The 14,646-nt window shown below is 42.5% G+C and carries 14 protein-coding genes and 1 tRNA gene; 10 read left to right on the forward strand and 5 right to left on the reverse strand.

Annotated elements, in window-relative coordinates; translation table 11 throughout:
• Nucleotides 1-110 precede the first annotated feature (110 nt).
• From AABK37_RS14995 to AABK37_RS15005, 3 genes are all read right to left on the reverse strand, one after another.
• Nucleotides 111-1,841, reverse strand: coding sequence for a DUF3352 domain-containing protein (locus AABK37_RS14995; protein ID WP_432552360.1), 1,731 nt, complete (start codon nucleotides 1,839-1,841; stop codon nucleotides 111-113).
• A gap of 889 nt (nucleotides 1,842-2,730) precedes the next feature.
• Entirely contained in the window at nucleotides 2,731-3,357 is a 627-nt protein-coding gene (locus AABK37_RS15000) for a chorismate lyase (RefSeq protein WP_432552361.1), read from the reverse strand.
• 517 nt (nucleotides 3,358-3,874) lie between these two features.
• Nucleotides 3,875-3,957 (reverse strand) — tRNA-Leu (locus AABK37_RS15005).
• Nucleotides 3,958-4,402: 445 nt separating this feature from the next.
• Here AABK37_RS15005 and accC point away from each other — a divergent pair.
• Together accC and AABK37_RS15015 are read left to right on the forward strand one after the other, a co-directional pair.
• Nucleotides 4,403-5,749: an acetyl-CoA carboxylase biotin carboxylase subunit gene (gene accC, locus AABK37_RS15010; RefSeq protein ID WP_432552362.1), complete on the forward strand. Its 1,347-nt coding sequence runs from the start codon at nucleotides 4,403-4,405 to the stop codon at nucleotides 5,747-5,749.
• A gap of 17 nt (nucleotides 5,750-5,766) precedes the next feature.
• Nucleotides 5,767-5,955: a hypothetical protein gene (locus AABK37_RS15015; protein WP_432552363.1), complete on the forward strand. Its 189-nt coding sequence runs from the start codon at nucleotides 5,767-5,769 to the stop codon at nucleotides 5,953-5,955.
• Here AABK37_RS15015 and AABK37_RS15020 read toward each other — a convergent pair.
• Nucleotides 5,919-6,209, reverse strand: coding sequence for a YggT family protein (locus tag AABK37_RS15020; RefSeq protein ID WP_432552364.1), 291 nt, complete (start codon nucleotides 6,207-6,209; stop codon nucleotides 5,919-5,921). The two genes, AABK37_RS15015 and AABK37_RS15020, sit on opposite strands and share 37 nt — an antisense overlap.
• 368 nt (nucleotides 6,210-6,577) lie before the next feature.
• On the opposite strand from AABK37_RS15020, the gene psbX reads away from it, so the two are divergent.
• The 5 genes from psbX (at nucleotide 6,578) to AABK37_RS15045 (ending at nucleotide 9,639) form a co-directional block, all read left to right on the forward strand.
• A complete protein-coding gene (gene psbX / locus AABK37_RS15025) occupies nucleotides 6,578-6,694 on the forward strand; it encodes a photosystem II reaction center X protein (protein WP_039747898.1) in 117 nt (38 codons plus the stop codon).
• Nucleotides 6,695-7,310: 616 nt separating this feature from the next.
• Nucleotides 7,311-8,204, forward strand: coding sequence for a Ycf66 family protein (locus AABK37_RS15030; protein WP_432552365.1), 894 nt, complete (start codon nucleotides 7,311-7,313; stop codon nucleotides 8,202-8,204).
• A gap of 47 nt (nucleotides 8,205-8,251) precedes the next feature.
• A complete protein-coding gene (locus tag AABK37_RS15035) occupies nucleotides 8,252-8,809 on the forward strand; it encodes a TolB family protein (protein WP_432552366.1) in 558 nt (185 codons plus the stop codon).
• Between the two features lie 138 nt (nucleotides 8,810-8,947).
• Nucleotides 8,948-9,460 carry a TolB family protein gene (locus AABK37_RS15040; RefSeq protein WP_432552367.1) on the forward strand — a complete coding sequence of 171 codons (513 nt, stop codon included), beginning with the start codon at nucleotides 8,948-8,950 and terminating at the stop codon, nucleotides 9,458-9,460.
• An 8-nt stretch (nucleotides 9,461-9,468) separates the two neighbouring features.
• Nucleotides 9,469-9,639, forward strand: a complete 171-nt coding sequence (locus tag AABK37_RS15045; RefSeq protein WP_432552368.1) for a hypothetical protein — start codon at nucleotides 9,469-9,471, stop codon at nucleotides 9,637-9,639.
• On the opposite strand, the gene AABK37_RS15050 is transcribed toward AABK37_RS15045, so the two are convergent.
• Complete coding sequence (locus AABK37_RS15050; protein ID WP_432552369.1) at nucleotides 9,622-10,632, reverse strand: succinate dehydrogenase/fumarate reductase iron-sulfur subunit; 1,011 nt, start codon at nucleotides 10,630-10,632, stop codon at nucleotides 9,622-9,624. The two genes, AABK37_RS15045 and AABK37_RS15050, sit on opposite strands and share 18 nt — an antisense overlap.
• Before the next feature lie 1,461 nt (nucleotides 10,633-12,093).
• Here AABK37_RS15050 and AABK37_RS15055 point away from each other — a divergent pair.
• The 3 genes from AABK37_RS15055 to AABK37_RS15065 all read left to right on the forward strand — a co-directional run bounded on the left by AABK37_RS15055 (nucleotide 12,094) and on the right by AABK37_RS15065 (nucleotide 14,638).
• Nucleotides 12,094-12,540, forward strand: a complete 447-nt coding sequence (locus AABK37_RS15055; RefSeq protein WP_039747906.1) for an AbrB family transcriptional regulator — start codon at nucleotides 12,094-12,096, stop codon at nucleotides 12,538-12,540.
• Between the two features lie 183 nt (nucleotides 12,541-12,723).
• Entirely contained in the window at nucleotides 12,724-13,590 is an 867-nt protein-coding gene (locus AABK37_RS15060) for a CPBP family intramembrane glutamic endopeptidase (protein WP_432552370.1), read from the forward strand.
• A 226-nt stretch (nucleotides 13,591-13,816) separates the two neighbouring features.
• A complete protein-coding gene (locus AABK37_RS15065) occupies nucleotides 13,817-14,638 on the forward strand; it encodes a CHAT domain-containing protein (protein WP_432552371.1) in 822 nt (273 codons plus the stop codon).
• Nucleotides 14,639-14,646: the final 8 nt, after the last annotated feature.

A 14,646-nucleotide genomic window follows, 5' to 3' on the forward strand; every position in this document is an offset into this window, starting at 1 on the left:
TACCCTCAAATATTCTCTTCTCTCAAAAACTATACCTATCAATGCTTTTGGCATATTTTAAGTAAGTTGTATTTTTGTTGAGAAAGATGCGGGTAATGCATAGTCTTCCCTTACGGAGTGGGTGTAATTGTCGGAGTCGGAAGAGGTGCTGGTTTATCACCTTTTTTTAATTCGAGAAAAATGTCGTAGCGGTTACTACGACTGTCGCTGACGGCAGATGTTATGCCAATTGAGCGCGTTGCTTCGAGTACAGTTTCTTGATTGGGGAACAACGTCGGTAAAGGAAAATTTTTCACGGTGCGTTCCACATCTAAGAAAAACTGACCGTTTGTCGGATTAGGATCTGAGGGAACTGTTTTTTGGAATGGGAAAGTACTAGCTAATGTATTGTTGGGTTTAGGAACAATTTTATTGGTAACAGGAGCACCCATAATTAAAAAAGCGACATCATTATCTAACCAGCCGTGGGTAGCAGTTAAGGTTCCATAAGGTGCAATCCAGTTTACAGCAGGTTTACCTGCGATTGTGTTTTGTTGAATTTGGAATTGATATTGATTTTTTATGATGTCATCCAGACGTTTTATTGATGCTTCAGCATAAGCGCGATCGCTTGCTTGTACCATGAATACAAATGCCGCACGAAAATCTTCTTTATAACCTTCTTTGGCAATCGATGGCATCACCGAAACCGAAAACTCACCACCCATCCAACTTAATAAATCTCGATCTAAATCAAGTTCATTATTGGTGAGTGATTTCACTCCACTTCTAAGTGCTTCTGGTGGTATCGGCGAAACTGGATTAGAGTGAGATGTTAAAACATAATCTGCCCACAACCGTTTCAAATTACCCCCAGAAAGCATCATTAAGGTTTCTGCTGGTAAGCGGTTTTGCATATTCCCAGCGTTGTTTTCTACCGCTAGGGTACGTTGACTATTTGGGTTAAGCCAAGAAACGCCTTTTAAGCGTATTCCTTCTGACTCTAAAGTAATTGTCCCCGCTAAACCTTGGTTATTCTGAAGTTGAGCCAAAACTTGAGCGGGCAAAGGGCGGTTTGGAGAGGCGGCTGCTATTTTAGCAGCTATTGGCACATTTACATAAAACTGGGCGAAAGGTTGGTAGTTGGCGATTTTCGGGAAATTATCTGCAAAACCACCTGTTGTAGCGAGTGTTGTTTTATTTTTATAAGCATCAATCGCTCGTTCTGTGGCTTTAGGATTATCAGTAATGACTAAGAAACGTTGATCTAGTACGGCAGCGGAAAAGTTTTCTTTACTTTGCCCTTCAGTTTGTTTGATGGTAATTCCTTGATAAGTCCGTTCGACTAATTTGCCACCTTTGAGCATTTTGGGTTGTGCCAAGATGGTTTTAGCACTTTGTGGGTTTTTTATTGGCAAAACCATCACCATCGACTGTTCTTTGGTAGCACCACTTCCATCAGTAGGTGCATTTTTTTTCATGTCTGGGGCAAGAATGGCAATTGTTACTTCATTGCCAACCCAAGGACTGATATCTTTTTGGAAATCGTAGCCGTTATTAGTGAGAAAGCGTGAGCGCAACTCCACTAAATACTTATCTAGTTCTGCTTGGGTTTCTTTTGTACCAAAAGAGCGCAATTTTTGCCATTGACTGGCATCGGTGGTTAAAGAAACCGTAAATAAGGCATCTTGAGGGATAATATTTGCACCTACTGGCAATCTGGAAAATAATTTTCCCTGAGTTAAAAGCCAGAATGCTGCACTCCCCACACCAATCAACAACCCGGCAGATGAAAGCGTCAGCACTAAAGACGGTTTCTTTTTTTTCTGCGTTGATAAGACAGATACAACAGGTAGTGCCATTGAAACCTAACACCTCATAATTGCGAACTCATTATTTGCTTGATTGGTATAGTAAACTCAAAGGTTTACTCTTCTTCAGGACACTTAATTACATTGGTTTCTCTTTACTGAGAGTTATTAATACTTTGGTAATCGACATAAAGTATTGTTTTCTCAAATTACTACTGTTTCATTAGTGGTGCTTTTGTAGCGAGTTACCCTTTTTTACAGTATGCGCTTTTGACCCCGACGATGCCCGCACAAAGCGTGAAAGCAGCACATCACCCCGACAACGGGTAGATTCTCGTAGATTGGACGGTGAGAACCATTAGAAAGTGTCCGAAAAGATAAATTCGTCACGTCAAGCACTGTGAAGATATACCTAACTTGACAAAGCTGCAAGTGTTTAGCTGCCTCACGCCCTATTTTGACATAACTTTTCGTTGGTTGTATTGGAACTTATCTGATGCTACCGGGAACTTTTACTTATAGGTCAGTTTATTGGTATTACAAAATATAAGCTACAGAACGAATATTTACCACTGACGTTTTCAAGCGAAGGCTAGTTGTTGCGAATTATTGAAATTTATATTGAGTGATCGCATATCCCAAACCAGCCTGATTTTTTTGATGATAACTAGCAATTATTTTTAAATCATCAAAAATTAAATATTCATGACTTGTAGAATAATTTTACCAGAAATAATCCTTAAATTGCTTTGATGAGTTCGTAGTGAGGACTGAAGTCCTCATCTTCTAAGATAAGGACTTCAGTCCTTACTACAAAAATCTTTTATTATCACTAATTCAAGGCGTGTATTATATTATATATTGCCAATATTCGCGCCCAAAAGAAGAAATTAGCGACACCAAAATAATTTTTAATTATTAATTCTCCACCTGCGTAGCGCTAAACCTTACCATTAGCAGTCACCTGCATCGATCCCAAATATTTTGTTAAGTAAGGCGAAAAAACTTCATAAATTAAAGTCAGAGGCTGTCCGTGATGCCAAAACAAATAGTGGCGACCCCAAAAAGGTCCATTGACACCAAAACCTGACTGTAGCGCATCTGAGTAACCGTAATAAACTCCTTGGACATCGCGATATAACTCAGTGCGCAGACGAGCCAAACTAGCCCAAATAGGTAATGAACGGTTTTGCAAATACTCATCTACATGAGAAGCTTCCCACCATGAGGTAGCATACGCCAATCTTTGACCAGAAGCAGTACGCAACCAAACTTGTCGTCGCAGTCTAGGTCCTGGGACAGCTTCAATTAAGTCAGGAGCATTATCCAAGTCCATGCCAACTAATGACATGTCGATTACATCCACTTCCGTTGGCTCACCTGTAAGCAATTCTAAGTGCCGTGTGGGGGAACCGTCACCCAAAAGTAGCATTTGCCAAGTTGGTGCTAGCTGAGTGTGAGGCAGACCTTTTTGAATGGCTTGTGCGTCACCTTGCCAAATGGGGGAGAGGCGATGCCATCCGGCGGGTAGTGTTAAGTTGTTTGTCGATTTAAAAGTAGCAGTCAACGTTTTTACAAAACTTCACCTATCTATATAAAAGCATAAAAAACACAAAAGCATAAAAAAACCACCGCCCTGGTGGGGAGGTGGGGGGAGTGGGGGACAAGGGGAGGACGAGCGCGAGTGCGTATTTTCCACTCGCCACTGCGTTGCGGAGCCAGTGCCGTGGGCGGGTTTCCCGACTTGAGGCATCTGGCGTTGAGGTTCCCTCCGTTGAAGCATGTGGCGTCCCCGTTAAGGAACGTGTCCGTGGACAAGGGGAGGACACTTCTGTGCGTATTTTCCACTCGCCACTGCGTTGCGGTAAGTCAAGGCAGCGCGGTGTCGGTTTGGGTCCATTCGTAGTGGCTCTCCCGTTGGGAGGTCACGAACGTTGAAGCATGTGGCATCCCTGCCCGTGGAACGTGTCCACTGGACTTGGAGGACAAGGGGGAGTAATAACTCCTAACTCCGCGCCTCCTAACTTTTGTACAGACGTGGGAGTGTGGAACGTCTCTACAACTCCTAACTTCATATGAAAAAATGCGGATGGTGAGACTCGAACTCGCAAGGGCATTGCCCACACGCACCTCAAGCGTGCGCGTATACCAATTCCGCCACATCCGCATAAGTTGTCTGAAGATAGAATATAGCATAAAAAAACAAATATAGTAAAGTAAGAGCTAATTTCCGAAAAATTTAATTTATTTAAGTGTACGAATTCAGAAATTTTCCGAATGCGGATATCAGACTGACAGAAATTTAGCAGTTGCACAAGAGATATTAAATGGGGTGTGACCAGAAGTGCTGCCAATCTACTTCCACCGAAAAGCAAAACCGGACAAAAAGCGCTTTTACTGCCTTGATTCGGCGAACTGACATAGATTAATAGCATTCGTGTTGCTAATCTAGTTAAGACCCTAAGAGGTAGTCAGCCTCATCGTTCAAAGCAACGCTGACTATGAATGAGGCTTGGGAATCTCTTGTCATAATTTGCAATAACACGAAAGCGTTGTTTCAAATTGAATAGGAGAGAATGTCAATCTAGTGGTACTGATATTAAAGCTAGAAGATGAAGTTTGATAAAATATTAATTGCCAATCGAGGAGAAATTGCGCTTCGCATTCTCCGTGCCTGTGAGGAAATGGGGATTGCTACTGTTGCAGTTCACTCTACAGTTGATCGTAATGCTCTCCACGTCCAACTTGCCGATGAAGCGGTTTGCATTGGCGAACCTGCCAGCGGTAAAAGTTATTTGAATATTCCCAATATTATTGCTGCGGCACTGACGCGCAATGCTACTGCGATTCATCCCGGTTATGGCTTTTTGTCAGAAAATGCCAGGTTTGCAGAAATTTGTGCAGATCATCATATTGCATTTATTGGTCCGTCTCCGGAAGCGATTCGCTTAATGGGGGATAAATCAACGGCAAAAGAAACCATGCAAAAAGCCGGGGTTCCGACTGTACCGGGAAGTGATGGGTTGGTAGAGTCTGAGGAAGAAGGATTGGCGATCGCCAAAGATATCGGCTATCCAGTAATGATTAAAGCCACGGCAGGTGGTGGTGGACGCGGTATGCGTTTGGTACAAGATGAAAGCGAATTTGTCAAGCTTTTTCTAGCAGCACAAGGCGAAGCCGGAGCCGCTTTTGGTAATTCTGGCGTTTATATAGAAAAATTTATCGAACGTCCGCGCCACATTGAATTTCAAATTATGGCGGATAATTACGGTAATGTCATCCACCTAGGCGAACGGGATTGCTCAATTCAGCGTCGCAATCAAAAGCTACTAGAAGAAGCTCCCAGCCCTGCTTTAGACCCAGATTTGCGAGATAAAATGGGACAAGCTGCCGTCAAAGCTGCCCAGTTTATTAATTTCACTGGAGCAGGTACAATCGAGTTTCTCTTTGATAAATCCGGTAAATTCTACTTTATGGAAATGAACACCCGGATTCAAGTTGAACATCCGGTTACAGAGATGATTACCGGCATGGACTTGGTTTGCGAACAAATTCGCATAGCTCAAGGAGAAAGACTTAAGATTAATCAAGAGCAAGTAGTTCTGCGAGGTCATGCGATCGAATGTCGCATCAACGCCGAAGATCCCGACCATGACTTTCGCCCAGCCCCCGGACGTATCAGCGGCTATCTCCCCCCTGGAGGTCCCGGTGTTCGCATTGATTCCCACGTTTACACCGATTACCAAATTCCTCCCTACTACGATTCGCTCATCGGCAAATTAATTGTTTGGGGACCAGACCGCCAAACAGCTATTAACCGCATGAAACGCGCATTACGCGAATGTGCAATTACCGGATTACCTACAACTATCGGTTTTCATCAAAAAATTATGGAAACTCCCCAGTTTTTGTCAGGTAATGTTTATACCAATTTTATCCAGGAGATGAATAATAGTTAGGGAATGGGGAATGGGGAATGGGGCATGGGGCATCGTCCAAGTGGTCTATGTGTGGCTGTGAAATACGTCTAGCTTCTTTTTATTGCCAATTCCCAATGCCCAATGCCCGACTTTGCCCAATTACCAATTACCTATTCCCAATGCCCCATGCCCCATGCCCAATTTTCGACTATACACGAAACATCATGGTCAGCAACCCTTGCTGACCTAGAAGAATTTCTCGCAACAAACTGAGAATTCCTACCCAAATAATGGGGGTAATGTCTACTCCGCCGATAGGTTGTACAATCTTTCGCAAGGGCACTAAGAACGGTTCGGTGGGCCAAGCAACCAGATTAAAGGGCAAACGATTTAAATCTACTTGGGGATACCAGGTAAGAATTATCCGGAAAATAAACAACAATATCATCAGTCCCAATAGTAGACTGAGAATCAAATCAATAAGGTTAACACCAGTCATCGCTTTGAACTACTCTCCGTGCAGAAAGAAAAAATTTTAAGCTTTGTAAAGCACTGTTTATAATTTTATTTCAATCACTGAGAGGGATTTATACTAAATTACTCGTAGTTTGTAATGGTAAAGCCCTAATGGATACTCAGTTGATTGCGTGCTGCTAGTCGTGTTTATGATATTTTATCTAAATGCAAAGCGCCATAACCACAAGCTTTGACTCGTCCGCTTGGTTAGATAACCGAACATCGAAGCGCAGTTGATTTAATTATTGGTTAACTTCGTCACTAAGTTTAGGAGTTAATGCTTGGAGGCTTTTCAAGGAACTGATACAACATTAGAATTATGATGAAGAGTGTAAATTCATGTTGAAATCTATGACGCCTTCTTTAGCAAATTTCCTTTGGAGTCTTGTCTTGGGTACAGTAATTGTCGTTGTTCCGGCGACTGTTGGTCTGATTTTTATTAGCCAAAAAGATAAAATCCAACGTTAAGAACACTTGCAAGAGTCGGTTTGACTCTCACAAGCGATTATTTGTTAGCGAAATACCTGGTTGCAATCGGAACATTGATTCCTTAAATGCTAGTCAAAGGTATACTTAGCTAGCAGATACATATTCTGAATGTAGAGACGTGACCGAATCGCGTCTCTACATTAATATTTTGTCCCTGATTAGAGTAGTGATTTTAATCGCTAACATAGATGTCATATTAGGAAAATAGCAGTCAACACCCTGCACTGAAGTGATAAAGCTTTCATGCCCAAGTTTCAGTTAGTTGACCCGCCTAAGTCTTAACTGACTACGTTATCGGCAAGAGTTAAAGACCTACTCCGAGATGCGATCTAGCCAGTCTCGGACTCTAGAACCGAATGGTTAAACAGTTTTACGAAGGGTAAGACAGTGCTGCGAGCGATAGTACCGACCGATAACTTTGGCAAGGCTCACTTTACTGATGTAGCAAGGCAATTCCCAGCATTAGAGGGAAAGAAAAGGATACTACATCCCTGTCCTTTTCACCCCGAAAGGGGAACAGCAGTTTTAACTGCTTGAGTCGTAATTTCATCTGCGCTTTAAAAAGACGCGGTTTCCACACATCCCACGAGGTTCTATGATAAATTTTGGGCTGAACTCAGCCAGTTTCCTGGCTCAGGTAAATGTGGGAGCAACTCCAGCCACTTTCCTAGGAATTTTCCTGGCTGTGGCTGGGGCGGCTCTGTATTTTCTCCGCTCTGTGCGTCCAGAACTGTCAAGAGACCAAGATATCTTTTTTGCAGCGGTGGGCTTGCTGTGCGGCTTTATTCTTATCTTCCAAGGATGGCGTCTAGACCCGATTTTGCAATTTGGTCAGCTACTTTTAGTTGGTACAACTGTGTTTTTTGCAGTTGAAAGTATTCGCTTGCGGGGTATTGCGACTGAGCAAGCCAAGCGGAATACGAAAATTGTCGATGATGGTCGAGATGTCAGCGATAACTATTCTTATAATCGGCGTTATAAGGCTGAGGTAGATGCAGAGTTAGAACCACTGCCTTATGATGACTATGAGCCGGAACGCCCACGCGCTCGGATTCGGGGTAGTAGGGACGATCGCTCTAGAAACGATGATTATTACAGTGATGAAGCACCACGTCGTTCGGAACGCCGTAATACTCGCGAAAGACCAGAAACCACAGACAAACCGCGTCGTCCTAGTTCGCGGCGTCCTGTAAATCGTACCCCAGAAAGAACTGATGATGAATGGGGTTCTTCTTCTCGGCAACAAGTTGATGATTGGGACAATTCTGGTGAGGTGAGAAAACCTGCGCGTCGTGGTGGTAATAGTAATTCCCGCCCGGAAAGCACTGAAGATGTAACTCCCAGAGCAAGAAGAAGGCGATCGCCTAATGACTCTCCTGTGCGTAGAGAACGCGAAGATGATGCAACGCCAACTGAATACGTAGATTACAAACCGCTGGAACAGCCAGATGAAGAGTCCGATAATTCGACTAAATTTGATGATATTTAATAAAGCTTAGGTGAATGTCGCAAAAATTGCGATGAAAAACATTTGAGGTGACAAAATTTACACCTAAAAATTGGCTCCAAAGACTGTTTTCTTTGAGTTTTATCTTTAGCTTCACAAGCTTACTTGTATCCTGTGATTCCGGCATTATCCCCGTTGCTTCCAATTCCCTCAACAGTCGCTACACTGAAGAGCAACCGACTTTGAGTGGAAATGGTCGCTTTTTAGCGTTTGTCTCAAATCGCAACGGTATTCACCAGCTATTGGTGTATGACTTGCAACAGCAACAGTTTATTCCCACACCGCGTTTAAATCGAGCAGATACCATTGCTGAAAGTCCAAGTCTGAGCTACACAGGGCGTTATATTGCTTACATTACTAGCGACCAAGGTAGACCAGTTGTGGCACTTTACGATCGCGCTACCCAACAATCACAAATCCTCACCCCAATCTATCGCGGCTGGATCAGAAATCCTCATCTCAGCCCAGACGGACGTTATGTTGTATTTGAAACTGCCAGTCGCGGTCAGTGGGATATTGAAGTACTAGACCGGGGACCAAATATTGAGTTAGATATTCCTAATGGTGCAACTGTACCTGCACCTTGAAGAGGAGGGAAAGAGGGGGCATTGGGCATCGGGCATGGGGCATGGTCTTGCGTAGGCAAAATTCGGAAACTTCTTTTTATTCCCATTGCCCATTGCCCATTGCCCGTTGCCCATTGCCCATTGCCCAATGACTAATATATGAAACGCTCTATTTTTATACCTGTGTTGGCATTAACGAGCTTGTTGAGTGGCTGTGTTGGCTATCCTCGCCTGTTAAGTTACCCTTTTGATCCGGGGGGTAGAAGTTTTAACAGTTCAGCTTCAGAATTAAATCCGCAAATTTCGGGTAGGTATATTGTTTTTACTAGCGATCGCCGGGGCAGCCAGGATGTGTATATGTTTGATATGGTGACTGGCAATTTAATTGATTTGCCTGGTTTAAATTCTTTGGATGCGATCGCTTCTCATCCTAGTGTTGACGATGATGGTCGTTTTATTGTCTTTGCGGCTTCTCGTCAAGGGCGATCGGCTATTTTTCTCTATGACCGGGAAACGCGACAATCACGCAATTTAACTGCTAATCTTCAAGCGGAAGTCCGCAACCCGACAATCAGCGCTGATGCAAGTAGAATCTCCTTTGAGTCTAGTCTCAACGGACAGTGGGATATTTTTGTCTATGACCGTTCTGGACAGCGTTTGAATATACCTTAAGAATGGAAGTGGGGAGTGGGGAGTGGGGAGTGGGGAGACTAGGAGGGGGGGAGGGGGAGAGTGGGAGACAGGGAGAGGGGAGACTAGGAGATGGGGAGAAAGAATTGTCCCCTTGTCCCCTTGTCCCCTTGTCTCCCTTGTCTCCCTTGTCTCCCCAGTCCCTAGTCCCCAGTCGCTAGTCCCTCTTCTTGAACAGCTTCGATAAGCGATCGCACTTGTTGAGTTCCTTCTGAAGACTCAAATGATAGTGGGAATTTACCTTTAGCGATCATTCGCATCCCCAAGGGTACAATACTGAGCAACCCTGTTAAGTCTTTAAAGTAATTGCCGACTACATGTAAGCCAAATTTACGTTCATCAATCCAGCCACCTTCTTTCACCAAATCTACTAATACCTTGCGGTGGCGAATTGAACGGCTGTCGGCTACTTGTTTGTGTTCGAGAATTTCTTGTTTAATTTTAGTAATTTGTTCGAGTGGCTCTACATCCATCGGACAAACACTATTGCAGTAAAAACAACGAGTGCAACCCCAAACACCTTTAGTATCTTCGTTGTAATTTTCTAATCGATTTTCAATGTCGCGATCGCGGGAGTCTGCGACCATGCGGTAAGCTTTGGCAAGAGCATGGGGACCGACAAAATCTGAGTTTACTTCACGGGCATTGCATTCAGAGTAACAAGCTCCACACATAATACAATTGCCAGTTTGATCGAGAAGCGATCGCTCTTGTGGTGTTTGCAAAAATTCTTTTTCTGGAACTTGTCGCCCTGCCGTGCTGACATAAGGAGCAACTGCCTCTAGGTTATCCCAAAAACTGCTCATATCCACAACTAAATCTTTAATCACCGGCATATTACCCAACGGGGCGATCGTGATTTCGGGAATAGAAGATGCCTTATTTCCCGGTGCTGGGATATTTTCTAATCGGGCAATTTCACTTCTGAGATTTTCCTTACATGCTAAAGCCGAACGTCCATTGATTCGCATGGCACAGCTACCACAAATAGTATTGCGACAATTTTTGCGATACGCTAAAGTTCCATCTTGCTCCCACTTAATTTGATTGAGACAATCCAGGATTGTATTGCCCGGTTCTGCCTCTAAGCGGTAAGTTTGTACCACAGGGGATGAATTTTCTGTTTGCCGAATGACCTTAAAAAGAACTTCCATTTCCACCAACCAAAGTCTTAAAATTATCTCGCCTGACTAGTAAATCATGAGTACATGCATATTCCTTGCACTCATCGACCCATAATCATATTGCCCTTAATTCAAAGCCAGCTGTTAATTGACTGATGATAAAAGAGCTACTGATTCTAGTTCAAGGATAACCAGAAAAATCTTAGTTCTCTAAATGCCGAATCGGTTGGGCGATCGCCTCAACCTCTATCCTCAAAGAGCACTCATTGAGATATAAATATATGTTAATGTCCACCAAAGACAATCCATTCATAGAAAAATCCCTCTTAGGATGGCTAAACAATATTTTTTTGGTTATATAGAATTGTTAAAGTTTGTAAGAAACATCTCCATTTGGGGATAAATTTTTTTCCAGACTGCGGCGCACAAGAAGGACAACTGCGGTGAAGCCGAGTCCCAAATCAAGAAAATGCGCTCAAGTACGTCAGTTGTCAAAAAGCCTGTAAATTAAATTAATTTTTCTAAAAGCTGTGCGGTAATAACGAATGATTGGTAATCAAGCACCATTAACCGGAGTTTTGCTCATAGCGAAAATCCGAAATGCAAACTTCCTCAAAATCCTACCATTTTTACCCGACGGTAATAAAGCGCTCCTGAAAATCCTCACCATTTTTTGCTTCCCTAGGGGAGGGATTTAAATAAAAGTAACTTCGCAACTTTAATTCAAAAATAAACAACAATTTTGCTATTATTAGTCCATGCTAGTATTTAATATAAAATTACGAGGCAACAAAACCAGTATAAATAGCCGTCTCTTCTGCGGCTATTATTATAGTTTTGTTTCTTTGTAATGTAGAGAGGTGAAATTTATCGTCTCTACTGGCAGGATAAAAGGGTGTATGCACAAAAACCGTATGCAAATACTATGCTGTTCTAAAAAACGCTCAGATGAGGAAGAGGAAACCCTTACGACTCAAGAGCAACAAAGGCTAACGCTGAAACTGAAAAGCCTGCATTTTCGATTGGTCTACGACTTCTTTCTAGTAGTAGAACCGACACAATTTGTAAAGGTGGCTTAAGATTACACCGCCATATTAGCGTCAAAAGAGAAAATTATTTCACCTCTCAATGGCAAAGAATGCTTAACAATGCCGTACACTCACCGAAATTAATGCCTGTGACAACCATAACCTCTAATCTATTGTGTGCCTTCAAAATAGAACGGCAATAAAGAAATAACTCCCAACGGCAGATGCAAGCTGTTCGTCTGTTGATGGTGAAAACAAGAGTTGAGTGTGAAGAACATCTACACCGCAAACTCTTGGGCGAATCTACACTACTTTTTCCCTCGGATCTTATGGCTTTTATAAGCAGGAATTCACCTCTTATGCTAGGGTCTTGAGTAGGTTTGGGCAGGTGTCAAAAAGCCAAATACTGGCATGAGACAATATCGTTTATCAGTTTGGAGAGACTAAGGATAATTTGAGCGTAATGACTGAAACCGCAACCGCGCCATTAACTGGAAAAGCACTGCTTGCTAAGGTAAAAGAACTTTCTACTTTACCACGACGAGAAAGAGCCAAGCAATGTGGCTATTACACAACTACTAAAGGTGGTCAGGTACGAGTAAACCTGACCGATTTCTACGATGCTTTGCTATCAGCTAGGGGAATTCCTCTCAGTCCAGAAGCACCAAAAGATGGACGTGGGCGTGAACCAACCTATCGTGTTAGCGTACATCAAAATGGTCAGATTGTGATTGGAGCCACCTACACCAAAGCAATGGGCTTAAAGTCAGGTGATGAGTTTGAAATTAAACTGGGATATAAGCATATTCACCTGATTCAAGTTGGTGAAGGTGATAAAAAATTGACCGAGGCAGATGAAGATTTAGAATTAGACGAAGATGAAGAAGACGAAGACGAAGACGAAGAGTAAATTTTTCGATCTGGAGGCATTTCAAGCTAAATGCTTGATAACTTGTTCTCTATGTAAGAAAAATTAACATCTTTTGTTTAATAACTGTGTCGAGTCAAAAAAATACGATTAGACATCTTGTAGAGATTGCCAATTTTGGTAGAAGCTTGATTAAAAAACAAGAAATCTATGTTTGCAAGAAGTATGTCGTATTTGTTTTTGTCTGTTTCGATAGCATCATTTGAGCCATCAATCAACACCTTAGTGTCATTTCTTGAAAATGCACCAGCGGTAGTGGTAGTGATGGCTTTTTTCATTGGCTGGATAGTATGCTGGTTCCCAGTAGCAATAGTATCGGCACTAGTACTGAATTTGCAACTCGGCAAAGCTTTGCAGCCAGAACAAAAATTACCTTTATTAGTTTCGCTTTATTTATTAGCACCTTTTATTCTCTGGGGTATAAATTGGCTGACTAATACATCTTTTTCAGATTATGGCTTAAGAGTGAATATTTCCCTTCTCGGTTCTTTGGGACTGGGTTTTGTGTTGGGAGTCTTGAGTTTAGCTGTTGTATTTGGTGGGCAATTTTGGCTTTCGTGGTGCAGCTGGCAAGAGTCCCAGACAAAGCAACTACAATCTATCTTGCTACCTATTTTTTTGGTAGCTTTGTTTGTCGGTGGTGTAGAGGAGTTGATTTTTCGCGGTTTTTTGTTTACTCAACTGACGCGGGATTATTCAGTTTGGGTAGCAGCAGTAATTTCTAGCTTGATTTTTGCTTTACTACATTTAGTTTGGGAACGACGGGAAACTATACCGCAATTACCGGGACTGTGGTTAATGGGAATGGTGCTGGTATTGGCACGGTTTAGCGATCGCAATAATTTAGGTTTAGCGATTGGATTGCACGCGGGATGGGTATGGGCGATCGCTTGCCTAGATACAGCAGAGTTAATTACTTACACTGGTAAAGTCCCTGAGTGGTTGACTGGTAAAAACAAAAAACCCCTAGCCGGTGCTGCGGGAATTGTTTGTTTACTATTAACAGGGTTGATTCTCTACTTTTTCTCGTAGTGAGCGGTTTACCGCTCATCCCCAGTCGGGAAAGAGGCTTTTTCCGTTTGTAGAAAAGAGGTAAATAGAACTTACGCACTCTTCAGGGAATAACGAACCACGTTCGCGAAGCGTCTCCGAAGGAGAAGACACGAAGGACACGTTCGCGCAGCGTCTCCGAAGGAGAAGGAATAAGAGTTTGAGAGAGTTTTTGCATGAGTTACATATCAATTAAGTTGCTAATCCAATGAATGATAGCCAAGTTAAAATTCTATTTCTCACAGCCGATCCTAGTGACGAATCTCGGTTACGCTTAGGACAAGAGTTGCGCGATATTAAGGCAAGGCTGGGTAAACCAGGAAGGTTTCAACTAGAACAGCGAGAGTCGGTGCGCGTTGGGGATATCACAGACGCAATATTCGATGTTGAACCACAGATTGTGCATTTTTCCGGACATGGTAAAAGTACGGGTGAATTGTGCTTTGAGAATGAAGTCGGCAAAGTTCAGCCTGTTAAACCTGATGATTTAGCAGCAATGTTTAAGTTATTTGCACAAAGCATTAATTGTGTGGTGATAAATGCCTGCTATTCTGAGATTCAGGCTAAAGCGATCGCTCAATATATTCCGTTTGTAATTGGGATGAATGACGCTATTGGAGATAAAGCAGCGATCGCTTTTGCAGTTGGTTTTTATAAGGCTTTAGCAGCAAATCGTTATATTGAAGACGCTTATGAGTTTGGTTGTGTAGAAATTCAACTATATAGTCTTCCAGAACATCTTAAACCAGTTATTTATAAAAAAAATATTTCTGTGCAACACATGATATCTAAGGACGAAGTACCGACTAACTTGACCAAAGGAAAACGACGGCGAATTTTACAGGAACTTGAGAGCCTTCAAGAACAGTACGATCAGTTCAGCGAGAAACTCAAGCGCCTAAGGAAAGATTCAGCAATTCAAGCTGGTACTAGTGTAAAGTATCAGTTGGAAAAAGAGATTGAACAAGCTGAAGCTGAAATAGAACAACTTGCTCAAAAGATTGAGAAGCTAGAAAACAAACTTCAATAATCGCAATT

Source organism: Tolypothrix sp. VBCCA 56010, from assembly GCF_050875635.1.
Classification (GTDB): Bacteria; Cyanobacteriota; Cyanobacteriia; order Cyanobacteriales; family Nostocaceae; genus Hassallia.